The 21,979-nt window shown below is 59.2% G+C and carries 25 protein-coding genes; 8 read left to right on the top strand and 17 right to left on the bottom strand.

Going from position 1 to position 21,979, the window contains the following annotated elements; all coding sequences use genetic code 11:
• Nucleotides 1-2 precede the first annotated feature (2 nt).
• Nucleotides 3-1,142: a succinyl-diaminopimelate desuccinylase gene (gene dapE / locus ACR0FB_RS17415; protein WP_480621536.1), complete on the bottom strand. Its 1,140-nt coding sequence runs from the start codon at nucleotides 1,140-1,142 to the stop codon at nucleotides 3-5.
• 210 nt (nucleotides 1,143-1,352) lie between these two features.
• Between dapE and ACR0FB_RS17410 the strand changes: the two genes are divergently transcribed.
• On the top strand, nucleotides 1,353-2,411 hold the full coding sequence (locus ACR0FB_RS17410; protein ID WP_480486446.1) for a transporter substrate-binding domain-containing protein: 1,059 nt from the start codon (nucleotides 1,353-1,355) through the stop codon (nucleotides 2,409-2,411).
• Here the strand turns inward: ACR0FB_RS17410 and ACR0FB_RS17405 are convergent.
• Nucleotides 2,408-2,752, bottom strand: a complete 345-nt coding sequence (locus ACR0FB_RS17405; protein WP_171637852.1) for a hypothetical protein — start codon at nucleotides 2,750-2,752, stop codon at nucleotides 2,408-2,410. The two genes, ACR0FB_RS17410 and ACR0FB_RS17405, sit on opposite strands and share 4 nt — an antisense overlap.
• A 338-nt stretch (nucleotides 2,753-3,090) precedes the next feature.
• Here ACR0FB_RS17405 and ACR0FB_RS17400 point away from each other — a divergent pair, with 338 nt between their 5' ends.
• Nucleotides 3,091-3,558, top strand: a complete 468-nt coding sequence (locus ACR0FB_RS17400) for a hypothetical protein (protein WP_480621537.1) — start codon at nucleotides 3,091-3,093, stop codon at nucleotides 3,556-3,558.
• Between the two features lie 139 nt (nucleotides 3,559-3,697).
• Here ACR0FB_RS17400 and dapD read toward each other — a convergent pair whose 3' ends face one another.
• The 3 genes from dapD to ACR0FB_RS17385 form a co-directional block, all read right to left on the bottom strand.
• Nucleotides 3,698-4,525 (bottom strand): 2,3,4,5-tetrahydropyridine-2,6-dicarboxylate N-succinyltransferase, encoded by an 828-nt coding sequence (gene dapD, locus ACR0FB_RS17395; RefSeq protein ID WP_171119955.1) that lies wholly within the window; start codon nucleotides 4,523-4,525, stop codon nucleotides 3,698-3,700.
• 108 nt (nucleotides 4,526-4,633) lie between these two features.
• The gene (locus ACR0FB_RS17390) at nucleotides 4,634-5,233 is read right to left on the bottom strand and encodes a GntR family transcriptional regulator (protein ID WP_171119956.1); all 600 of its coding nucleotides are present in this window, start codon (nucleotides 5,231-5,233) and stop codon (nucleotides 4,634-4,636) included.
• Between the two features lie 44 nt (nucleotides 5,234-5,277).
• On the bottom strand, nucleotides 5,278-6,189 hold the full coding sequence (locus tag ACR0FB_RS17385; protein WP_480486442.1) for a threonine/serine dehydratase: 912 nt from the start codon (nucleotides 6,187-6,189) through the stop codon (nucleotides 5,278-5,280).
• Nucleotides 6,190-6,268: 79 nt separating this feature from the next.
• Between ACR0FB_RS17385 and ACR0FB_RS17380 the strand changes: the two genes are divergently transcribed.
• Nucleotides 6,269-7,111: an LOG family protein gene (locus ACR0FB_RS17380; protein ID WP_171638604.1), complete on the top strand. Its 843-nt coding sequence runs from the start codon at nucleotides 6,269-6,271 to the stop codon at nucleotides 7,109-7,111.
• Nucleotides 7,112-7,114: 3 nt separating this feature from the next.
• Nucleotides 7,115-8,212, top strand: coding sequence for a cystathionine gamma-lyase (locus ACR0FB_RS17375; protein WP_480621538.1), 1,098 nt, complete (start codon nucleotides 7,115-7,117; stop codon nucleotides 8,210-8,212).
• Here the strand turns inward: ACR0FB_RS17375 and ACR0FB_RS17370 are convergent, their stop codons facing one another.
• Nucleotides 8,213-8,596: a hypothetical protein gene (locus ACR0FB_RS17370; RefSeq protein ID WP_171638607.1), complete on the bottom strand. Its 384-nt coding sequence runs from the start codon at nucleotides 8,594-8,596 to the stop codon at nucleotides 8,213-8,215. It abuts the gene before it with no gap.
• A gap of 160 nt (nucleotides 8,597-8,756) precedes the next feature.
• On the opposite strand from ACR0FB_RS17370, the gene ACR0FB_RS17365 reads away from it, so the two are divergent.
• From ACR0FB_RS17365 to ACR0FB_RS17355, 3 genes are all read left to right on the top strand, one after another.
• Nucleotides 8,757-9,677: a DnaJ C-terminal domain-containing protein gene (locus tag ACR0FB_RS17365; protein ID WP_171638609.1), complete on the top strand. Its 921-nt coding sequence runs from the start codon at nucleotides 8,757-8,759 to the stop codon at nucleotides 9,675-9,677.
• Nucleotides 9,674-10,012 (top strand): hypothetical protein, encoded by a 339-nt coding sequence (locus ACR0FB_RS17360; RefSeq protein WP_171638611.1) that lies wholly within the window; start codon nucleotides 9,674-9,676, stop codon nucleotides 10,010-10,012. Before ACR0FB_RS17365 ends, ACR0FB_RS17360 begins: the two co-directional genes overlap by 4 nt.
• A 63-nt stretch (nucleotides 10,013-10,075) precedes the next feature.
• The gene (locus ACR0FB_RS17355) at nucleotides 10,076-11,737 is read left to right on the top strand and encodes a U32 family peptidase (protein WP_480486436.1); all 1,662 of its coding nucleotides are present in this window, start codon (nucleotides 10,076-10,078) and stop codon (nucleotides 11,735-11,737) included.
• 6 nt (nucleotides 11,738-11,743) lie between these two features.
• On the opposite strand, the gene ACR0FB_RS17350 is transcribed toward ACR0FB_RS17355, so the two are convergent.
• From ACR0FB_RS17350 to ACR0FB_RS17335, 4 genes are all read right to left on the bottom strand, one after another.
• Entirely contained in the window at nucleotides 11,744-12,361 is a 618-nt protein-coding gene (locus ACR0FB_RS17350; protein WP_171724874.1) for a cytochrome P460 family protein, read from the bottom strand.
• Between the two features lie 285 nt (nucleotides 12,362-12,646).
• A complete protein-coding gene (rlmN, locus tag ACR0FB_RS17345) occupies nucleotides 12,647-13,834 on the bottom strand; it encodes a dual-specificity RNA methyltransferase RlmN (protein WP_171638614.1) in 1,188 nt (395 codons plus the stop codon).
• 117 nt (nucleotides 13,835-13,951) lie between these two features.
• Entirely contained in the window at nucleotides 13,952-14,122 is a 171-nt protein-coding gene (locus tag ACR0FB_RS17340; RefSeq protein ID WP_171638615.1) for a hypothetical protein, read from the bottom strand.
• A 142-nt stretch (nucleotides 14,123-14,264) separates the two neighbouring features.
• A complete protein-coding gene (locus ACR0FB_RS17335; RefSeq protein WP_171638616.1) occupies nucleotides 14,265-14,801 on the bottom strand; it encodes an invasion associated locus B family protein in 537 nt (178 codons plus the stop codon).
• Between the two features lie 179 nt (nucleotides 14,802-14,980).
• Here ACR0FB_RS17335 and ACR0FB_RS17330 point away from each other — a divergent pair, with 179 nt between their 5' ends.
• Complete coding sequence (locus ACR0FB_RS17330; protein ID WP_480621539.1) at nucleotides 14,981-15,979, top strand: asparaginase; 999 nt, start codon at nucleotides 14,981-14,983, stop codon at nucleotides 15,977-15,979.
• A gap of 5 nt (nucleotides 15,980-15,984) precedes the next feature.
• On the opposite strand, the gene ACR0FB_RS17325 is transcribed toward ACR0FB_RS17330, so the two are convergent.
• From ACR0FB_RS17325 to ACR0FB_RS17295, 7 genes are all read right to left on the bottom strand, one after another.
• Entirely contained in the window at nucleotides 15,985-16,305 is a 321-nt protein-coding gene (locus ACR0FB_RS17325; protein WP_171638618.1) for a YciI family protein, read from the bottom strand.
• 22 nt (nucleotides 16,306-16,327) lie between these two features.
• The gene (locus ACR0FB_RS17320; protein WP_171724872.1) at nucleotides 16,328-16,756 is read right to left on the bottom strand and encodes an SRPBCC family protein; all 429 of its coding nucleotides are present in this window, start codon (nucleotides 16,754-16,756) and stop codon (nucleotides 16,328-16,330) included.
• A complete protein-coding gene (locus tag ACR0FB_RS17315) occupies nucleotides 16,744-17,073 on the bottom strand; it encodes an ArsR/SmtB family transcription factor (protein ID WP_171724871.1) in 330 nt (109 codons plus the stop codon). The genes ACR0FB_RS17320 and ACR0FB_RS17315 overlap by 13 nt, the downstream gene beginning before the upstream one ends.
• 41 nt (nucleotides 17,074-17,114) lie before the next feature.
• Nucleotides 17,115-17,993: a phosphoserine phosphatase SerB gene (gene serB / locus ACR0FB_RS17310; protein ID WP_480621540.1), complete on the bottom strand. Its 879-nt coding sequence runs from the start codon at nucleotides 17,991-17,993 to the stop codon at nucleotides 17,115-17,117.
• A gap of 37 nt (nucleotides 17,994-18,030) precedes the next feature.
• Nucleotides 18,031-18,759 carry a metallophosphoesterase gene (locus ACR0FB_RS17305; RefSeq protein ID WP_480486428.1) on the bottom strand — a complete coding sequence of 243 codons (729 nt, stop codon included), beginning with the start codon at nucleotides 18,757-18,759 and terminating at the stop codon, nucleotides 18,031-18,033.
• 119 nt (nucleotides 18,760-18,878) lie between these two features.
• Complete coding sequence (gene serA / locus ACR0FB_RS17300) at nucleotides 18,879-20,474, bottom strand: phosphoglycerate dehydrogenase (RefSeq protein ID WP_171638623.1); 1,596 nt, start codon at nucleotides 20,472-20,474, stop codon at nucleotides 18,879-18,881.
• 64 nt (nucleotides 20,475-20,538) lie between these two features.
• The gene (locus ACR0FB_RS17295; protein ID WP_480621541.1) at nucleotides 20,539-21,693 is read right to left on the bottom strand and encodes a phosphoserine transaminase; all 1,155 of its coding nucleotides are present in this window, start codon (nucleotides 21,691-21,693) and stop codon (nucleotides 20,539-20,541) included.
• Nucleotides 21,694-21,979: the final 286 nt, after the last annotated feature.

The following is a 21,979-nucleotide window of genomic DNA, read 5'->3' as shown; positions in this document are numbered from 1 at the left end:
GATCAGGCGAAATAATCGGTCAGGATGCGGTTATAAATCGATTTGAGTTGCTGGATCTGGGCCACCTCGACGCACTCGTCGACCTGATGCATCGTGCGCCCGACCAGACCGAACTCTACAACCGGGCAATGGTTCTTGATAAAACGCGCATCCGACGTACCACCGGTCGTCGAAAGCTCGGGCGTTGCGCCTGTTTCCGCCTCTACCGCCTTGGCCACCAGATCCGACAAGGGCCCCGGCGGGGTCAGAAAGCTTTCGCCTGAAATCTTGATTGCGACATCTATTTCAACGCCGAACCGAGCGGCCACCTGATCTGCTTCCGACTTCAGCCAGTCACTCAGGCTGGCCCCGGAATGCAGATCATTGAATCGAATATTCACCGTTCCCTTGCACTGCGCCGGGATTACGTTGGTGGCCGCATTCCCGGTGTCGATTGTCACCACTGCCAATGTCGAAGCATCGAAGTGGTCCGTGCCCTGATCCAGTTCGTGCCCCGCCAGCCGATCCATCAGCCGCGCCATGGCTGGCAACGGGTTTTTGGCACGATGCGGATAGGCCGAATGCCCCTGAACACCGGTGATCGTAAACCATGCGGTCATCGACCCCCGACGGCCGATCTTCATCATTTCACCCATCTTGTTCGGGCAAGTGGGCTCACCCACCACACAGACAGACATATGTTCATCGGCGCCGTCCATGTAATCCAGCAAGGCGGTCGTGCCATCCAGCGCGTCGCCTTCCTCGTCGCCGGTAATCGTCAGGATGATGGCGCCGTCAGGCGGGGTGTCGCGCACGAAATCGATTGCCGCCGCCGCAAACGCCGCAACGCCGGATTTCATATCCGTTGCCCCACGCCCATACATCACACCATCGCGTATTTCGGCCCCGAAAGGCGGCATCGTCCATGCGGCTTCGTCGCCGACCGGCACAACATCGGTATGGCCGTTGAACCCGAAACTGCGCGGATGGCCTTTCTGGCCCCATCGTGCGAACAGGTTGCTGACGCCACCACGGTCGACACGCGTGCATTCAAACCCCGCATCCGCCAGCTTCGATCCCAGCAGAACAAGCGCGCCGCCCTCGGCTGGTGTGACCGATGGGCAACGGATCAGATCGGCTGTCAATTGGACGGGGTCGGTCATGCAATGGCCTCTGGAACGGTGTCTTTCGCGGGTTCGCGCACAGATTCAACGAATTGGCCGGGTTTCCAACCCCAATTCGCAAAAATATCATTTCACCCGACTGAGCAGATATCAAAGCGATACCCTGACAAATCATGGCGGTTTACCCGGCGACCATCTTGCCGCCAGCCGCGCAATCGCGTTACAGGGCCGCGAAACAGGTGAATGAAAATGAAGCGCGCATTCTACGCACTGATCTGCCTGACTTTCGCCGTCCTAGCGCAGCAGAGCATGGCACAGTCCCTCACGGTCACGACGGTGACCCGCCCCCCGTTTTCCTATGTCGAAGACGGTGCGGAAACCGGCTTTTCGATGGATCTGCTCGCCGCGCTGGCAGAAGCGCTGAACTGGGACTATTCCATCAATCGGGTGGATTCATTCTCGGATATGCTGGAGGCGGTTCAGAATGGGTCCGCCGATCTTGCAGTCGCCAATATCTCGATCACTGCGCTGCGGGAAACGCAAATGGACTTCAGCCAGCCGATCTTTGAGGCGGGCCTACAGATCATGGTGCCATCGGAAGCCGCGCGCCAGCCTTCGCTGCTGCATGCGCTGCTCTCAAAAGAGTTGTTTATCGCCATCGGCCTGGCTTTCGCCATTCTGTTGGGCGGCGGCATGTTGATGTGGAGCTTTGAGCGCAGTGCTCAACCCTATTTCGACCGCAAGCTGAACGAGGCATGGTTTCCCTCGTTCTGGTGGGCGCTGAACCTTGTCGTGAACGGCGGGTTCGAAGAGAGGATGCCGCGCACGCCTTTCGGCCGGCTTCTGGGTGTCATTCTGGTTGTTTCGTCACTGTTCATCGTGTCCGTTTTCACGGCCCGCATCACCTCGGTCATGACGGTGGATGCGATCACGGGCAGCGTGAATTCGGTGAATGACCTGTATGGCAAAAATGTCGGGACAATCTCGGACTCGACCGCGGCAAGTTTTCTGAACCGGCGTGATATTGAATTCACCGGCTATCCCGGGCTGGAGCAGATGCTGGATGCGTTCCAGTCCAAACAACTGGATGCAGTCGTATTCGACGCGCCGATCCTGTCCTACTATGCGGCCCATGAAGGTCGGCGAACGGCGTCGATGACAGGCGGCGTCTTCCTGCGCGAGAACTATGGCATCGCTTTCCCGACCGGGTCGCCTCTGGTCGAGGATGTCAACCAGGCCCTGCTTTCGTTGCGTGAAGACGGTACTTATGACGAAATCTATCGCAAGTGGTTCGGTATGCGGAACTAGGCCGGCGCCTCGTCCCCGAAGAACGGTGTCATCTGCGCGACGATCACGGCGTTTTCATCCAGGGCACGCTGCATCAGGGCACGTTCGTCAGGTTCGATGTCATGTCCCTGTGCCTCACGCTCGGCCAGGGTCCCGTAGCCGGTGACATCCAAAGGCGCGGTGTCGGCCTGCTTCAGAATAGCCACCGTCTCGCGCACGGCCTCGGCTTCGTCCACGCCGCTGGCGTAGCAGATCAGTGCCGCCCCCGTCGCACCGTCCGGCAGCCCGTCGCCGTCCTTGCGGCCGATCTGGACCAGAAGGGTATAGACTTGCTGACGAGAGGGCTTCTTTTGCTTTTCCATGGGCCCTGCATTACGCGCGGTGTTTTGGAGGGTCAACTGCTTCCATCGATCCAGGCTTTGAGCGTGGAATCTTCCGCAGCCCCCTGCCCGGCCCACAAGCCTAGAGGATTTGAAGGAATGCGACTCAGCAAAGCCCCTTCCCCATTTTCGCCCAAAAATTGAGCCGCGCTTCAACTCCATTCCTTAAGTTGAATCGGGCACATTTTTGCCACATTTTGACCTCAATTTTAGCCATTTCCTGCTGAGTTCGACGCGTTTCCTGCCTTTCACAACGGTGAAGAGAAGCCAACCCTAGGATGGTGCCACTGCGTAAGTCATTTTTTTACAGGAGAATTAAAATGAGTGTTCTGTCCAAGTTAATGATGACAACTGCAAGTGTGATTGTGCTTTCCGGGGTACCTGCTGTAGCCGTGCTGTCTTTTGTGACGCCAAGTGCAGCTTACGCCCAAGACGGCGGTGGCGACAACGAAGGCGGCGGCGACAACGAAAGCGGCGGCGATAACGAAAGCGGCGGCGACAACGAAGGCGGCGGCGATAACGAAAGCGGCGGCGACAACGAAGGCGGCGACGATAACGAAAGCGGCGGCGATAACGAAAGCGGCGGCGACAACGAAGGCGGCGGCGATAACGAAAGCGGCGGCGATAACGAAAGCGGCGGCGACAACGAAGGCGGCGGCGATAACGAAAGCGGCGGCGATAACGAAAGCGGCGACGATAACGAAAGCGGCGGCGATAACGAAAGCGAAGGCACGGAAACCAACGCAGGAAACTCAGAAGTTGACGCTATGCAGGGTGAAAATCGCTGACCCACACAGAGCGTTCGTCTGAGCCAGGACACAATCTCAGGACAGGCTCTGACCAAGGTGCGGTCACATACGCGTAACACCCCAAAAACTGGAAAGGCCGGAGCGGGTCAGCTCCGGCCTTTCTGTACAACCGGGGCGATCAGTCCCGCAGCAATTCGTTGATGCCGGTTTTCGACCGGGTCTTTTCATCCACCCGCTTCACGATCACCGCGCAATACAGGCTGATGTTGTTCTTTGACGGCATCGAACCCGCGACGACCACGGAATAGGGCGGGACTTCGCCATATGTCACTTCGCCGGTTTCCCGATCCACGATCTTGGTGGATTTGCCGATGAACACGCCCATCCCCAGAACCGAGCCTTCGCGGACGATGCAACCTTCGACCACCTCGGAGCGCGCGCCGATAAAGCAGTTGTCCTCGATGATGGTCGGGCCGGCCTGCATCGGCTCCAGCACGCCACCGATACCTACGCCGCCCGACAGGTGGACATTTTTGCCGATCTGCGCGCATGAGCCGACGGTCGCCCAGGTGTCGACCATGGTGCCTTCATCCACATAGGCGCCAAGGTTGACAAAGGATGGCATCAGCACCACGCCCGGCGCGATATAGGCCGATTTGCGGACAACGCAGTTGGGAACCGCGCGGAACCCGGCCGAGCGCCATTGATCTTCACCCCAACCAGCGAACTTGCTGTCCACCTTGTCCCACCAGCCGCCGTCCTGCGGACCGCCTGTCTGAATTTCCATGTCCTTGATGCGAAAGCCCAGCAGAACCGCCTTTTTGGCCCACTGGTTCACGTGCCAGTCGCCGTTTTCCAGCTTTTCGGCAACACGCAGCGACCCGCTGTCCAGCGCGTTCAGCGTGTCTTCGATCGCTTCGCGTTGTTCACCTGCCGTGGCAGGTGTGATCGTGTCGCGCGCCTCCCAGGCGGCTTCGATGGCGGCTTCCAGTTGCGCGTTGGACATGGGGCGTCTCCCTACAGAATCTGTTCATGTTGGTTTGGCCTATACGCAAGCCGGGCCCATGGCGCAATGCGACGAACACGGGCCGTTTTGCGTCTGAAAGGCCCGCAATCAGCTGGCGCGGCGTATATGTCGGGTCAGAATACCTTTTGCCGTGCTCAGGTCCTTCCGCCTGAGTGCCTGAACAAGTGCGGCGTGATCCTTGTCAGTTTGCTGCACCCATTTCGACCGCCAGTGCGCAAACAAGTGGCGTGCGCTTGCGATATGCAGATCGTCGATGGTGTGCAACAGACGGGGCAGCCCGCAAGGTGTCAGGATGGCGCGATGGAATGCTCTGTTCAACGCCTCCCATTGGGGCATCGTCTGCGCCTCGTCACAGGCGATGCGTGCGCGGTCGATCTTGTCCAACGCGACCGGAGACATGTTCTGCACCGATTGCTGCAACGCCAGTGTTTCCAGCGCCACGCGCATTTCGATGACCTCTCGCACCTCTGCCGGGTCCAGCGCCGTGACCCGCATGCCCCGGCGCGGCTCGTGCCGGGCCAGTCCATGCGCCTCAAGCCGCAACAGGGCTTCCCGCACCGGAACATGGCTGGTGTCGAAGGTGCGGGCAATATGATCCTGCCGCAGCTTTTCCCCGGCGCTCAGCTCTCCGGTTATGATTTGCTGGCTGAGGTTCTGGTAAATCGTGTCCGAGATCGTAGCGGTCATAAATTATAGATAAAATCTACGACAGCTATCCTCAACCAGATAATTCACCCCGCAAGCGGGTCCGGCGCGACATTCGCACCACACACCAGAACGGCCACGCGCTCGCCCGGTTCGGGCCGATACACGCCCGAGGTCAAGGCTGCCAACGCCGTGGCGCCCGCCGGCTCCACCAGAATACGATGCGCCTGCCACAACGTCTTCTGAGCCGCCGCGATGGCATCATCCGACACCAGGACCGACGTCATCCCCTGTGCCAGGTCGAAACAGATCTGCCCAATCCGGCGCGCGCCAAGCGCATTTGCCGCGATGCCGGATACGGAAACATCCACCGGCTCACCGGCCTGCAACGCCGCATTCAATGCACAAGAGGTCTGGGGTTCGACCGCCACGACCTTGCGCGCTCCGTCAAACCAGGCCAACGCCCCGGCGATCAGCCCACCCCCGCCCACGGCGACCAACACCGTATCTGCCTGTAGGCCCTGCGCATCCCATTCCGCAAAGCAGGTCCCCTGCCCCGCCACGGTAGCCGGCGCATCATAGGCGTGAATCTGCATCGCGCCGGTCTCCGCTTCATGCGCCTGCGCCTGTGTCAGCGCATTGGCGTATTCGCCGGGCACAACGCTCAGATCCGCGCCGGTTTGCCGGATCAATGCAATCTTGGATGGCCCCGCCAGTTCGGGCACGAAAATCTTGGCCGGATAACCAAGCGCCTGCGCCGCAAAGGCCGCCGCTGCACCATGATTGCCACCGGATGCAGCCACGACACCTGCATCGGGCACGTCGAGGCTCAGCAACGTATTGAACGCACCGCGCGCCTTGAAACTGCCCGTGTGCTGCATGTGCTCCAGCTTCAGCTCAATGGGATGGCCCGGAACTCGGCTCTCGATCACCGGCGTCACCTGCGTATGCCCGGCGATACGATCCCGCGCCGCTGATATTTCGCTCTTCCAATTCATTCTTGTCTTTCCGTGACTGGCACTCTGCCCGCGAACCCTATAGCTGTTTGGAAAACACGCAAGCAGGGATCGATCACCCATGAGAGAAGACCGCCACAATCCGTTTCGCGATGCGCAGACAGATCGTTCGACCGCGAGCGAAGTGCCGGATACGCCGCAAACGCGATCGTCCGCCTATCGCCTTGCCTTTGCCGATGACGAATTCCTGTGCCGCGACGAGCTGCGCCCGGTACGTCTGCAACTGGAACTGCTGAAACCCGAGATGATCATGAGTGAGCGCGAGATCACCTCGACCATCGTGATGTTCGGCGGCGCGCGCATCCCTGAACCATCGCAGAAACACACCGCACGAACGGAAACGCTGGCTGGTCTGTCGGCCTATTACGACGAGGCGCGCGAGTTCGCGCGGCTGATGACCGTGAAATCGAACGAGACCGGCTGCCGTGAAAACGTGATCGTCACGGGCGGCGGCCCCGGTGTGATGGAGGCAGGCAACCGTGGGGCACAGGACGCGGGCGGATGCTCGATCGGGTTGAATATCGTTCTGCCGCACGAGCAGGCCCCGAACCTTTATGTGACGCCGGATCTCAGCTTCAACTTCCACTATTTCGCCATCCGCAAGATGCATTTCCTGATGCGCGCCCGCGCCATCACGATTTTCCCCGGTGGTTTCGGCACATTGGACGAGCTGTTCGAATCCCTGACCCTGATTCAGACCGGCCGGATGGACCGCGTGCCCTTCCTGCTGTTTGGTCGCGAATTCTGGGAAAAGGTCATCAACTGGAAAGCGCTGGCCGATGCCGGAACCATCTCGGACGAGGATCTTGACCTGTTTCGCTTTGTGGACACGGCGCAGGAAGCGGTCGAGATCATTGAAAACTGGGAGCCCGCCCCGCCCCGCGACGAAATTCCGGGGCGCTGAACCATGGCGCCCAAGACCGGAGAGATGCTGCATCTGCGCGGAAATGCCCTGAGCAAGGGCGAACCCGTAGCGCTGCCACTGACCCAAAGCAGCATGTACCACCTGCCGGGCACCCCGGACGGGCAGGCGAGTTACGGCCGGGTGGACAACCCGACCTGGGTGCATCTGGAGCATGTTCTGTCGCATTTGGAAGACGCGCCCTGCCTCAGCTTTCCCTCGGGCATGGCAGCGATTTCCGCAGCACTGTTTGCCACCGTAAAGGCCGGATCACGCCTGCTGATCCCCTCCGACGGCTATTACGTGACGCGCCTATTGGCCGATCGTTTCCTGTCGCGGCTGGGCGTGATCGTTGAGGAACGCCCCACCACCGCCTTGGCCGACGGCGGTTTTGACGGGTTCGATGTGGTCTTTGCCGAAAGCCCCTCGAATCCGGGGTTGGACATGATCGATCTGACCGAGGTGGCGGATCGGGTGCGCGCTGCCGGGGGCATAACCATTGCCGACAATACGACGATGACTCCGCTGGGTCAGCGTCCTCTCGATCTGGGCATCGATGTGGTCGTCTCGTCCGATACCAAGGCGATGGGCGGGCATTCCGACATGCTGATGGGCCATGTGGCCAGCCGCAACGGCGACATCATGGAACGGGTCGAGGAATGGCGGAAAGTCTCCGGCTCGATTCCGGGGCCACATGAAGCATGGCTTCTTCATCGCGGACTTGAAACGCTGGACGTTCGGTTCGACCGGATGTGCAGCTCGGCCGAAGTATTGGCCGAACGCCTGACGGCACATCCCGCAGTGAAACAGGTGCGCTATCCCGGGCTGGCCAACGACCCGTCGCATAAACTGGCGCAAGAACAGACCACACGTTTCGGATTTCTGCTGTCCCTGACGCTGAACAGCGAAGACCGGGCCGAAGCCTTCATCAACAATTGCCCGCTTCTGCGCCCAGCCACGTCATTCGGAGGCGTCCACAGCTCGGCCGAGCGGCGCGCGCGCTGGGGCGACGACGTTGATCCGGCCTTCATCCGCCTGTCCGTCGGATGCGAACCCGTGGAAGAATTGTGGCAAGCTATCGAAGCCAGCCTGAACGTCGTGTGATTACTTTTTGGGCTCACGCAGTTCTTTGAACACGTAGATCGGCAGCACAACGCTGGCGATCAACGCCCCCAGCCAGACCAGCAATGTTGCCGCCAGCAGGTTCGAAACCCCGCCAACGGTCAGCCCGGCTGCAATCAGGTCGGTCACGAAAAGGCCCACGAAGGTTACGATCAGGGCGATCCCACCTTTCAGGGCGGGCGCTTTCTTTTCGCCCAGTTTCAGGATCAGGGGTTCAGCCACGACCTGTACGACGGTGAAGACAATCACCACCACGATGAACGAGATCGGCTTGATCGCAAATCCCGACAATATCAGCGCGGCAAGCAACAACCCAATGGCATTCCCGGCCATCAGGGCCAGGGCGGATTTTATTCTGCGTGACATGCGGCGGTCTCCGTCATTCGACAAGTATAAATATGCATATACTATCAGGTCTTCGGGATTTTACGAGACAATTCAATCGCCTCTTCCGTTTCAACCATTGAAATCAAATGGTAGAACACCTTCATCGTGATCAGACCCGCCCCTGACCTGTGAGAGTGAGATGAGCGACGACCCCTACACCGTTCTTGGTGTCTCGAAGGACGCCAGTGCAGCCGAGATCAAAAAAGCCTACCGGCGTATCGCCAAGGATTGCCATCCGGATCTGAAACCCGGCGATGCCACGGCCGAGGCCAAATTCAAGGCCGCCGCCGCTGCTTATGATCTGTTGAAAGATCCTGAAACACGTGCGCGTTTCGACAACGGGGAAATAGACGCCTCGGGTCAGGAACGCCCACAACAGCAGTATTACCGGGACTATGCCGAGGCCGCTGGAAACCCCTATCGCGGGCGTCAGGCGGATCCCGACGACATGTCAGACATCTTTGCCGAGTTCATGCGTGGTCGCGGCGGTTTTGGTGGCCAGCGCGGCCACCAGTTTCACGCACCGGGTCACAATCTGAACTATTCACTGCAAATCAGCTTTCTGGATGCCGTGTTCGGCGCCAGTCAGAAATTGACCTTGCCGGATGGAGACCGGATCGAGGTCAAAATCCCGGCCGGGATCACCGACGGCCAGACCATCCGGTTGCGCGGAAAAGGCGCGCCGGGATATGGCGAAGGCCCTCCAGGTGACGCACTGGTGACGGTTTCGGTCGCCAAGCACCCGGTTTTTGAACGTCAGGGCGACGACATCCATATCACGCTGCCGATCACAATCGACGAGGCCATTCTGGGCGGAAAAGTCCCGGCCCCTACCATAGACGGCGGTGTGAATGTCAACGTCCCGGCAGGCACCAGCAGCGGCAAAACGCTTCGGTTGCGCGGAAAAGGCGTGAAAAAGCGCGGCTCGTCCGCCCGTGGTGATCAGCTGATTGAGCTGACCATTGCGACACCGGACAAGATCGATGATGAACTGAAGCAGTTCATGGAAACCTGGCGTCAAAAGCACCGCTATGATCCGCGGAAAGGAATGCAGCTATGATCCTGACCGAAAAGGAACTGATCGAAACGGTCACCCGCCTGACCTCGGACCGCCTGACCGAATACCTAGCGGCGGAAATCGTGATTCCGGAACAGTCGGATCAAGGGCTGGTTTATCAAAATATCGACGTCGCCCGTCTGGAACTGGCCTGTGAGTTGCACGAACAGTACGACATGGAGGCGGATGCGCTGTCGATGATGATCTCACTGATCGACCAGCTGCATGGGCTGCGGGCCGAACTGCGCGAAGTTCTGAACGCGATCGAGGCGCAACCCGAACCTGTGCGGCAGCAACTGGTCAAGGTCATCGGTACAGCGCGATTCCGTCGCAGATAACGGGGTTTTGGACTCGAAACATTTGGATTAGAAGGCCGGCTTGATCCTTTGACAGGTGGCGCCATGACCCAGTCCAGATCTGAATTGCTGATGCCTGCGGGCAATCTGCGCAAGCTGAAACTCGCTGTCCTTTACGGGGCGGATGCGGTGTATCTGGGCACGCCCGACATGTCGCTGCGCACGAAATCCGAGTTTTCGCTGGAAGAGGTGATCGAGGGCGTCGAGTTCTGCCACAGCCATGGCCGGCGCGCCTATCTGACGCTGAACCTGTTCTCGCACAACAAGGACATCCCGAAGCTGGACGAATATATCGACACGGTCCGCAAAGTGCAGCCGGACGGGTTGATCATCGCCGACCCCGGCGTGTTCCAGTACGTGCGCGACCGCGCGCCGGAACTGCCGCTGCATATCTCGACCCAGGCCAATATCTGTTCCTGGCTGTCGGTGAAGTTCTGGCAGGATCAGGGCGCGGAACTGGTGGTTCTGGCACGCGAGGTTTCCTACCCCGAACTGGTGGAAATCCGCGAAAAATGCCCCGACATCAAGCTCGAGGCCTTCGTCCACGGGGCCATGTGCATGACCTATTCGGGCCGTTGCCTGCTGTCGAATTTCATGGCGGAACGTGGCGCCAACCAGGGCAACTGCGCCAACTCCTGCCGCTGGAACTATGCGCTGAAACTGCGCCTGAAGGATGGCACACATCAGGAATTGCGCATCACCGAGGAAAACGCCGACCTGTTCGAATTCCTGCTGGAAGAAGGCTGCCGCCCCGGCGATCTGATGCCGATCGAGGAAGACGACCGCGGTTCCTACATCCTCAATTCGCGCGATCTGTGCATCATGCCCAAGCTGGACGAATACCTGAAGATCGGGGTCGACAGCCTCAAGGTCGAGGGGCGCGGCAAGTCGGAATACTACGCCGCCATCGTCGCGCGCGCCTATCGCATGGCCATCGACGATTACTATGCCGACCCCCAGAACTGGGACCCGAAACCCTATATGCGCGAGTTGGAGACCGTGGGAAACCGCGGCTATACGCTGGCCTTCCACGAGGGGCGTCTGACCAACTACGCCCATGATTACGAGCACACGGCGTCCATCGCGCAATGGGAATATGCCGGGATCGTCACCGAAGTGACCCAGGATGCCTTTCTGGTCGAGGTAAAGAACAAGCTGGAACCCGGCGATGTGCTGGATTTCGTCTCGCCCATCTCGCGCGAGACGGTTCTGCTGAGGGTCTATGATTTCGAACGCGCATCCGATGGTGCGCGGATGGACGTAGTGCATGGCAGCACCAAAACAGTGATCCGCCTGCCCTTCACCCTGTTCGACCACGAGGATATCGACGATCTGCGCGCCCGGTTCCCCGCCTATTCCGTTCTGCGCAAGGAACGCGCCCTGACTGACGAACACTGGAGCCGCATCCGCTTTGACAAGCTGGTGCAGGGTTTGGAAACCTCGGGCCGTGACAACCCTGGCGCCTATGCCCGCCGTCGCGACGCCTTGGTTGAAAAGATCGGCGAAGACGGCAACGAACGCCGTTTCAAAACCAACCGCATCGGCACCGAGGGTTGCTGTGGCAAAGGTTGCAACGGCTGCTTGATTTTCTGGCAGGACGACAAATACGCGCTGGCCCGTGAAGTTTTGTCAAAGCGCAAGCAGGGCGAACAACTCAGCCGCCGTGAGGCGACGGAACTGAAACTGCCGGGCGCACAACAAGCCTGAGCCGGCTCAGTCGCGTGTTCGATACTCTTCCGGCACGTAAAACGTATAGTCCCGATCTGCCACCTGTTCGTGGCAGACATGGCAATAGGCCACGGCACCGGCGCGGTCGCCCATAGTGTCCCCAAAGACCGAGCCGTCCGGCAAGACCATGATGTAACGCCAATCCGCCGTGTCCGGGCTGGCATCTTCTGCCAGTTTCTCCATTACGAACATGGCACCGGGATGCACGTGACCTTCATCCGTCACGGTCATGCTGTCCTTGGCAAGAACCGACCCCATGGGAAGTTCTTCACCTTCCTGCAACGTCGCGTAGTTATGCGCCATGCGATTGGCGTAGCTGTTCACATACCTTTGCCCGTGGGTTGCCGAAATATAGGGCGCATCGTTGAAAATCGGCCAGCTTTGGTAGTTGAGGATCAGGTCCAGTTGCGCCACGGCGTAGCCACGCGCCATGCGGCGATTGAGGGATCGGTAGTGTTCCAAAGCCTCTTGTTTGCTCAACTCGGCAGGGTTTTCGATTGCAATATGAGCGTCCTGGCCGTCAGCAAAGGCCAAGCCTGAACCCGAGACGATAGCAAGCGCAGCGGCACCAAAACGGATGATCGAAAAAGAACTTGCATTCATAATCGTGGCCCACCTGAAATTCAGTTCACCTGAGCGCTTTCTGCACCACTTGGAACAGTCTAGCGGAATCGCAAAAACTTGCCATCTCTGACCCGGACACCTCACCGGCTTGTGCATCGAATTGAAGAGGCAAATTCAGCGACGGGCACGAGAAATATAGCAAATCATGCATGTAGTTTCAGCATCTAAAACATTAAGTTTGAACAAAACAATTGTGACGTGCAGACAAGACCAGAAAACACTTAAGGCGCGATCCGATCAAGCCTGGCCCAGATGGACCAAACCCTATCGGCTCAGACCCGTTTCGGCCTCGATTTGTTTGCGTGATTTGCGCGCCCGTTCGGTCGCCGACTTCAACTGACCGCAAGCCGCCATGATGTCCTCACCGCGTGTCTTGCGGATGGGCGAGGCATAGCCGGCCTGATAGATGATGTTGGCGAAGGCGCGGATGCGGTTGTTCGAGCTGCGCTTGTACGGTGCGCCGGGCCATTCGTTGAACGGGATCAGGTTGATCTTGGCCGGAATGTTGTGTCGCTTGATGTGATCGATCAAACGATGCGCATCTTCGTCACTGTCATTCACACCATCCAGCATCACATATTCAAACGTGATCCGTTCAGAGTTCGAAGCATTCGGATAGCTGGCCAAAGCGGTCAGCAGTTCCTCGATATTCCAACGTTTGTTGATGGGCACAAGAACGTCGCGGGTTTCGTCCGTAGTGGCGTGGAACGAGATCGCCAGCAGGCACCCGATTTCCTCGGCGGTGCGCGCGATCTCGGGCACCACGCCCGAGGTCGACAGAGTAATCCGCCGGCGCGACAGAGAAATGCCCTCGGGGTCCATGGCGATCTTCATCGCGTCGCGCACGTTTTCGAAATTGTAAAGCGGCTCGCCCATTCCCATCAGAACGATGTTCGACAGCAGGCGGGTTTCGTCCTTAGGTGCGCCGGGGGTTGGCCATTCTTCAAGATCGTCGCGCGCCATCATGATCTGGCCAACGATTTCGGCGGATGTCAGGTTTCGTACAAGTTTTTGAGTGCCGGTATGACAAAACGAACAGGTCAGCGTACAGCCCACCTGAGACGAGATACACAGCGTGCCGCGATCTTCCTCGGGGATGTAGACCACCTCGACCTCATGCCCGCCGGCAATACGGCACAGGTATTTGCGGGTGCCGTCCTCGGACACCTGACGTGTGACCACCTCGGGGATTTCGATCACGAAGTGCTCGGCCAGTTGAGCGCGATAAGCCTTTGCCAGATTGGTCATCTTTGCAAAGTCGCGCACGCCCCATTGGTAGATCCATTGCCAGATCTGACCGGTGCGCATCTTGGCCTGTTTCTCGGGCGTGCCGTGTTCAATCAAGGTTTCGCGCAAACGGTCGCGCGTAAGGCCGACGAGGTTGATCTTCCCGTCGGGCAGTTTGCGCGGGATGGTCATGACGTCTTGGGTGATCGGCGCTTTGGGCGACATTGGCGTATCTCGACGGAATCGGGCTTGGGATGCGCCTCTATATAGGAACCTGCGCAAAGATCAAAAGGTTTCCTAAGCCGGCAGGCCCGGCACGATGAACATACCGGGCCTTTTTGATCAGTTTACTGGCGGCGGTGTGTAGCAATCACTGGCGTCCAGGGTCTGAACCGGATCTTCCGGGCCACATTGCTCGCCCGATATCGGGTAGGTTTCAGCATTCTTCTCGCAAGCGCTCAGCACAGCGGCGGATGCGACCAGAACCAGAGTGATCCAAGTTTTCTGTTTCATCACGATGTCCTCTCTAAGTGGCTAAACCACTTAGTTCACATTGCCGAACGCGAAACTTTGATGCGGATCAAAACTGGCAGATGACCATACGTCAAAAGCCCCGCAACCAGGCGGGGCCTTTTCAACAATCGGCGCGATAAGATCAGTTGGTGCAGCGCTTCTCAGCGTCTTCAATCGCTGCGGTAAAGCCCAGCAGCGAGAAGGTGTCTTTCGTCTGCGTCCCACGCTCGGACCGGGCGGTCAGAACAGCCTCGGTTCCGCGCTTCAGGGCGGTGATGATCTTGGCATCATCCGCATCCGACGCGGCCCAGGCCCATTCGCCTTCTGTGAACAGTTCGAACTCGGTCCCGTCCACGTTCAGGTTCACCGTCGAACCCGCGGCAAACGGGTAGCCGCCAGTAAAGGTCAATTGGCCTTTGACCTCGGCATTCGGGCGATAGAACACAAACAGCAGGATATCGCTGCGCCGTACGGAAACCACACGTCCACCGCGGGTGTTTACGGTTTCCTTGGGTGCCGAGACGCTCCAGCATTCGGTGGGATCGTCTTCGACAAAAACGCTCCAATCCGTTTTTGCAGCTACGCGGTTGGTGCTTGTCGCCTGTTGGGCGATTGCAGATGTTGCTGCGATGCCTGCCATACACAGGCCCGCTATCGTGCGAACGAGCATTGATCCCATTTGTCCAGCCTCCTAGCTCGACCCTTACCTCATACCCATCGGACACGTCTGCGAACCCTGCCGGTTCGTCTATTCGTTTGCGTCTTCCGATGATTGCCGACATACACACACTAACGCAGGTTTCGCCACAGGCGAAAGGGCGATTGGCAGAATTTTGCGCATAAATTTCGGAGGTCCAGATGACGCAGCCCGTACCCATGACAGAACTTTGGCGCGGCCCTCTGCTGGAAAGTCTGCATCTGGGTCATGCGGTTATTTGCGATGACACGGGCCAGATCGTGCGCAGTTGGGGCGACCCGCAATCCATCATATACCCGCGGTCATCCGCCAAGATGATTCAAGCGCTTCCGTTGGTCACATCAGGGGCGGCGGCGAAATACGGTCTGACCAGCGAACACCTCGCGTTGGCCTGCGCCTCGCATATCGGGGCGGCGATCCACACGGATCGCGTGACGGCGTGGCTGGACCATCTGGGGTTGAACGAGCACGATCTGCGGTGCGGCCCACAGGAGCCCGCCGACACCGCCGCGCGCGACCGGCTGATTTTGGCGGACGACACGCCTTGCCAGATCCACAACAATTGTTCCGGCAAGCATTGCGGCTTTCTGACTCTGGCACAGCATATGGGCGCCGGGCCGGAATACCTTGAAATTGATCATCCGGTGCAACAAGCCTGCCTATCTGCCGTCGAAGAAACAACGGCCGAGACCAGCCCGGCATACGGCATCGATGGCTGTTCCGCCCCGAATTTCGCCACATCGCTTTTCGGTTTAGCACGTTCGATGGCTTGGTTTGCTTCAGCCGCAGACCGGTCCGACCGCTCCAGCGATGCAGCGATGCAGCTGGTGGCCGCGATGGTGAAACACCCGGAACTGGTTGCCGGTGAGACCCGGGCCTGCACCGAACTGATGCGCGCCATGAACGGGCGCGTCGCCATCAAGACCGGGGCCGAGGCGGTGTTTGTGGCCATCATCCCGGAAAAACGCCTGGGCGTTGCGCTGAAGATCACCGATGGCACCACACGGGCCAGCGAATGCGCCATCGCCGCTATTCTGGTGAGCCTTGGTGTGCTGGAGGCCGATCACCCGGCCACCCGCAAATTCATGAACGCCACGCAATACAGCCGCCGGGGGCTGGAATGCGGCGTGATCAAACCTGCGCCGGGTTTCCCCGGCTAAGGCCGCTACATCTCGATCTCGTGCACCTCGGCCACTTCAACCGAGCCTGTGCCATTGACGACCATCGGACAGCCCTTGGCCATCTCGGTCGCAGCATCGATACTGTCAGCTTTGATCACCGTGAAGCCCGAGGCCGGGTTTGCGCCGCCGTTATCGACCACTCCGTTGTTGCTGACGGTGTAAGACTGCCCCACCGGGTTTCCGGGGATATCGAGGGCGTCTCCCATATCCTGAAACCAGGCGCCCCAGGCGGCCATGGTCGCCTCGATCTCGGCGGGGTCGGTCGGGGTGTGTCCCCCGTGATAAACAAACAAATATTGGGGCATATCGCTCCTCCCTGATGAAACCTTATTTGCACTTCGCTTCGAGTTTGCGCAGCGAAGACGTCCAGCCCTGATTGTGGTTCGCGGCTGCTTCGGCATCGGCCAGTTCGCGGTGGTCCAAAACCAGGCGCGACCCCGTGCCTGTCGCTTTGACTGTGAAGGTGACGTGGCTTTCGGCCCCGCGCTGATCCTGATCGTCATGCCAGCCCCAGGTAAACCCCACCGAGTTTGGAGGGTCGACATGCGTGACGTGGCCCGAGACCTTGTATTGCTGGCCCTCGCCGTTTTCCATGACCGAATACCACGGGCCGGTGCGCGAGAAATCCAGATTGTGTTCAGGCACGTGCATCCCTTCGGGGCCCCACCATTGCAACAACCGGCTGCCGTCACTGATCCATGCAAACAGGTCCTCTGGGCTGACGGGGAAATCCCGTTCCAGTTTCAGGTCGGCCATGAATTCTCCCTTTCGATGATATCACTGAGGCGATCAAGGCTGCTTTCCCAGAATTGCCGTTTGGAGATCGTCCAGTCGGCAATCATACGCAGCCCGTCGGACCGGATGGAGTACATCCGTTGGGTGCCCCGCACACGCTGCTGCACCAACCCGGCCTCGCGCAGCACCTTGAGGTGGCGCGAAATCGCGGCGCCGGACATGCCGCGCCCTTCGATCAGTTCACCAGCGGGCAGTTCGCCCTGCTCCATCAGTTGCTCGACAATCGAGAACCGGGTGGCATCAGACAAAGCGGAAAAGGTGGTCAGAAGCGTGCTCATGACTTCTATTTAACACAAATGTTAAATAATGAAAAGCCCTGTCAGGATTCGGCGAAATCCGCGCGACTGTACCCTTGTAGATAAAGCAGTGCCGTCAGGTCGCCGTGATTCACCCGCACATCACATTGTGCGGCCACCGACGGTTTGGCATGAAGGGCAACCCCGGTCCCGGCCCGGCCAAGCATTCCAAGGTCATTGGCCCCGTCACCCACGGCAATCACATCACTTTCCGACAGGCCCCGACGCGTTGAAATCTGCGCCAGCGCTTCGACCTTGGCCTGACGCCCCAGAATAGGACGCGCGACGTCTCCGGTCAGCTTGCCATCTTCCGCCAGCAAAGTGTTGGCACGGTTTTCATCGAACCCCAAAAGCTCTGCCACCCGCGCGGTAAAGGCCGTAAAGCCACCGGATACCAATGCTGTATAGGCCCCGTTGGCCCGCATCGTCGCCAGCAATTCCCTGCCTCCGGGCATCAGGGTGATCCGTTCGCGCAGGACTTTGCCGATGACGCTTTCATCCAGATCCTTCAGCAAACCAACCCGCTCGATCAGGGCACCTTCGAAATCCAGCTCTCCGTTCATGGCGCGGGCGGTGATGTCCTTGACCCGGTCGCCGACGCCAGCCTCATCCGCCAGTTCATCGATACATTCCTGCTGGATCATGGTGCTGTCCATATCGGCCAGCAGCATCTGTTTGCGCCGCCCCTGCGCAGGCTGCAAAATCAGGTCCACGCCCATACCCTGCAAGTCTGCCCAAACGTCCCAGCGATTGTCGGGGATAGCGTTCAACTCGAATTCTGCCGCCTCATCCGGGTTGAGCCAGAGGATGTCCCCGCCACCCCACGCATTGCGCAGTGACTCGGGTAATGCGCTGTCCAGCGAAGGCGCTGCCGGATTGGTCAGCAAAGTGGCGACATACATCTTCAATCTCCAAATTTTCTTGGCCGGGCGAGGTGATCTAGGGGGTCAACGGCAAACGGCCCTGATCGGTCAATTCCCAGCAGGTCTGCCCTTCGAACACCGCGACACCCACCGGGCGCCCATATCCGGCACCTGTGTCCAGATTGACGCGATTCCCATAATGCGTTGCCCGGTCTACCGGAGTATGACCATGCACGATCAGTTTGGGATGCGGACCCAGATGAGCATGAAAATCCTGCCTGATCCAGACCAGGTCGTTGTCCCCCTGCGCGTTGAGCGGCACGCCCGGGCGAATACCTGCGTGAACAAAGGCAAGCTCGGGCGTCTGATGCATCAGAACCAGATCTCGCAGAAAAGTCAGGTGCGATTTCGGCACCGCCGCCTGCGCCATCTGATGCAGATCTTCCAGACGAATCTGGCCTTCGAATTCCACGCCATAACTGCGCAGGGTCTCGACCCCACCCAGCCTTTCATGCAGCCAATGATACCCGACAAGCAAATGCGGATCGTGACGCGGCGTATCCTCCATGAACCAGGCGAACATGCGATCATGGTTGCCCAGCAGAGTGATCCAGTTCAGGCCCGCATCGCGCCCGGCAATCAGACGCTCGATCAGCCCGCGGCTGTCAGGGCCGCGATCCACGTAATCACCTAGAAACACGATCTGGGCGTCCGGGCCGCCATCACCCCGGATCAGAGACAGCGCGCGTTCCAGCTCGGCCACCTGCCCGTGCAGATCACCAACAACGTAGACAGGCTGTGTCATAGATCCTCCGACGGTAAGGTTCAGCTTGCTTGTGCCGCAGATTGCAGCCCGAGAAAACAAAGGACCCGGGCCTTCGGTCAACCGGGTCCCGAACTGTTTCTCAAACTCAACAGGCCTCGTCAGGTGACATCAAATTCCAGCGGCTTGATCTGCGTGAACAGACCCGTTTCCGCCAACTTGGCGCGTGCCTCGGCCGGAACGGGTTCGTCGACATAAAGCAACGCAATCGCTTCTCCTCCGGCCTCGGATCGACCAAGGGTAAAGTTCGCGATGTTGACGTTGTTCTCGCCCATGGTCTGCCCCAAAGCACCGATGATGCCCGGCACGTCTTCGTTGGTGGTGTAGAGCATATGGGCACCGACCTCGGCGTCGATATTGATGCCCTTGATCTGGATGAACCGCGGTTTGCCGTCGCTGAACACGGTGCCGCCGATAGAACGCTCGCGCTTGTCGGTCACAACGGTGACTTTGATATAGCCCTCAAACGCACCCGATTTGTCCTGATTGGTGGTCGAGATCTTGATCCCACGTTCCTTGGCGACAACCGGGGCCGACACCATGTTCACCTCGGGGTTGAACTTTTTCATGATCCCGGCAACCACCGAGCAGTTCAACGCCGCCAGGTTCATTTCAGCGGCCACACCATCATACAGGATATTGATCGCCTTGACCGGCTCATCCGTCATCTGGCCGATAAAGCTGCCCAGATGGCCGGCCAGCTTGATCCACGGCCCCATCACCTTGGCTTCTTCCGCCGTTACACTGGGCATGTTCAAAGCGTTCTCGACCGCACCTGTCAGCAGATAGTTCGAGATCTGCTCGGCCACTTGCAGCGCCACATTCTCCTGCGCTTCGGTCGTTGCTGCACCAAGATGCGGCGTGCAGACCACGTTGGGCAAATTGAACAGGGGGTTGTCCTTGGCGGGTTCCTCACCGAACACGTCAAACGCGGCGCCCGCAACGTGACCGGATTGCAGCGCCTCGGCCAAGGCCTCCTCATCGACCAGACCACCCCGAGCACAGTTGATGATGCGCACGCCTTTCTTGGTCTTGGCAAGGTTCTCACGGCTCAGAATATTGCGGGTCTGATCCGTCAGCGGCACGTGCAGGGTGATGAAGTCGGCGCGGGACAGCAACTCGTCCAGCTCTACCTTTTCCACGCCCATCTTGGCGGCTTTCTCTTCGCCCAGATAGGGATCATAGGCGATGACTTTCATCTTCAGGCCAAGCGCGCGCTCGCACACGATGCCACCGATGTTCCCCGCACCAATGACGCCGAGCGTCTTGTTGGTCAGCTCGATCCCCATGAACTTGGACTTTTCCCACTTGCCCGCATGGGTCGAAGTCGAGGCCTCGGGGATCTGCCGCGCCACGGCAAACATCATCGCAATGGCGTGTTCGGCAGTGGTGATCATGTTGCCGAATGGCGTGTTCATCACGATCACACCTTTTTTCGACGCTGCTTCCTTGTCGATATTGTCAGTGCCAATTCCGGCGCGGCCGATCACCTTCAGCTTGTCGGCTTTTTCGAGAATGGTCGGCGTGACCTTGGTGGCCGAGCGGATGGCAAGACCATCATACTGGCCGATCACCTCGGCCAACTTGTCCTTGTCCTTGCCCAGATCGGGCATGAAATCCACGTCGATGCCGCGATCACGGAAAATCTGAACGGCGGTTTCGCTGAGTTTGTCGGAAACGAGTACTTTGGGAGCCATGTTTGTGGTCCTTGAATGTATTGAGAGGTCCGGGCCGATGCGGCCCGGTGGAGATGGGATGCGATCAGGCGGCTTCTGTCTGCGCCGCGATTTCGGCCTCAAAGGCCCATGCCAGCCAAGGCAGCATCGCTTCGATGTCCGAGGTCTCGACCGTACCGCCGCACCAGATCCGCAAGCCCGCAGGCGCGTCGCGATAGGCACCGATGTCCAGCGCGATATTCTCGGACTCCAGCCGCTTGGCCACAGCCTTGGCAAAGCTTGCGCCGTCCTGAATTCGGGCGTCGGTAAATTTCAGACAGACGGATGTGTTCGACTGCGTCGCAGCGTCTGCGGCCAGGTTTTCGATCCAGTCGTTCCGGTCGCAGAACGCATGCACTGCATCGGCATTGGCGTTCGCGCGGGCTGTAAGGCCCTTCAGACCGCCCACCGAGCGCGCCCAATCCAGTGCAAACAGATAATCCTCAACCGCCAGCATCGACGGCGTGTTGATCGTCGCCCCGGTAAAGATGCCTTCGATCAGCTTGCCACCCTTGGTCAGGCGGAAAATCTTGGGCAGCGGCCATGCAGGGGTGTAGCTCTCCAGACGTTCAACGGCGCGCGGGGACAGGATCAGCATCCCATGCGCGGCCTCACCGCCCAGAACCTTCTGCCAGCTGAAGGTGGTCACATCCAGCTTGTCCCAGGGCAGGTCCATCGCAAAGGCAGCCGAGGTTGCGTCGCAGATCGTCAGACCCTGACGATCATCGGCGATCCAGTCGCCATTCGGCACGCGCACGCCCGAGGTGGTGCCATTCCACGTAAAGACCACGTCATTGGCGAAATCGACCGATGCCAGATCCACGATCTGTCCGTAATCGGCGGTCTTCACCTCGGCGTCGATCTTAAGCTGCTTGACCACATCGGTCACCCAACCGGACCCAAAGCTTTCCCACGCCAGCATCTCGACCTTGCGTTCGCCCAATAGCGACCAAAGAGCCATCTCAACCGCGCCCGTGTCCGAGGCGGGAACAATGCCGATCCTGTAATCTACCGGAATGCCAAGCACCTCGCGCGTGCCTTCGATGGCCGCTTTCAGCTTGTCCTTGCCAACGGCGGCACGGTGCGAGCGTCCCAAGGCGGCATCGGCCAGTTTGGTCAGATCAAATGTGGGGGGTTTGGCGCAAGGGCCCGAGGAAAAACGCGGATTGGCCGGCCGCGTCGCCGGTTTTTGAGTGCTCATCTGTATTACCCTTCCAGATACACGCCCCTCGTTGGGGAGGGGTGTCCCACGCACAGAGCTATGGGCCCTTCGCACCCGCAGCAAGCGAAAAAGACGCTTCGCTGGGTAAAAACGACATCCAAAGAGGGCACAAATCAGAACATGAGTTTCCGATTGGCGAAAAACCCCGCCGAAACTCGGCGGGGTTGTTGCTGTTATTCCGCGGCGTCTGCGTATGCGTCCATTGGGGGGCATGTGCAGACGAGGTTTCTGTCACCGTATGCGTTGTCGACGCGGTTGACGGGGG

It is taken from the genome of Ruegeria sp. P10 (genome assembly GCF_056534925.1).
This window is presented reverse-complemented; position numbering and strand designations above follow the sequence as displayed.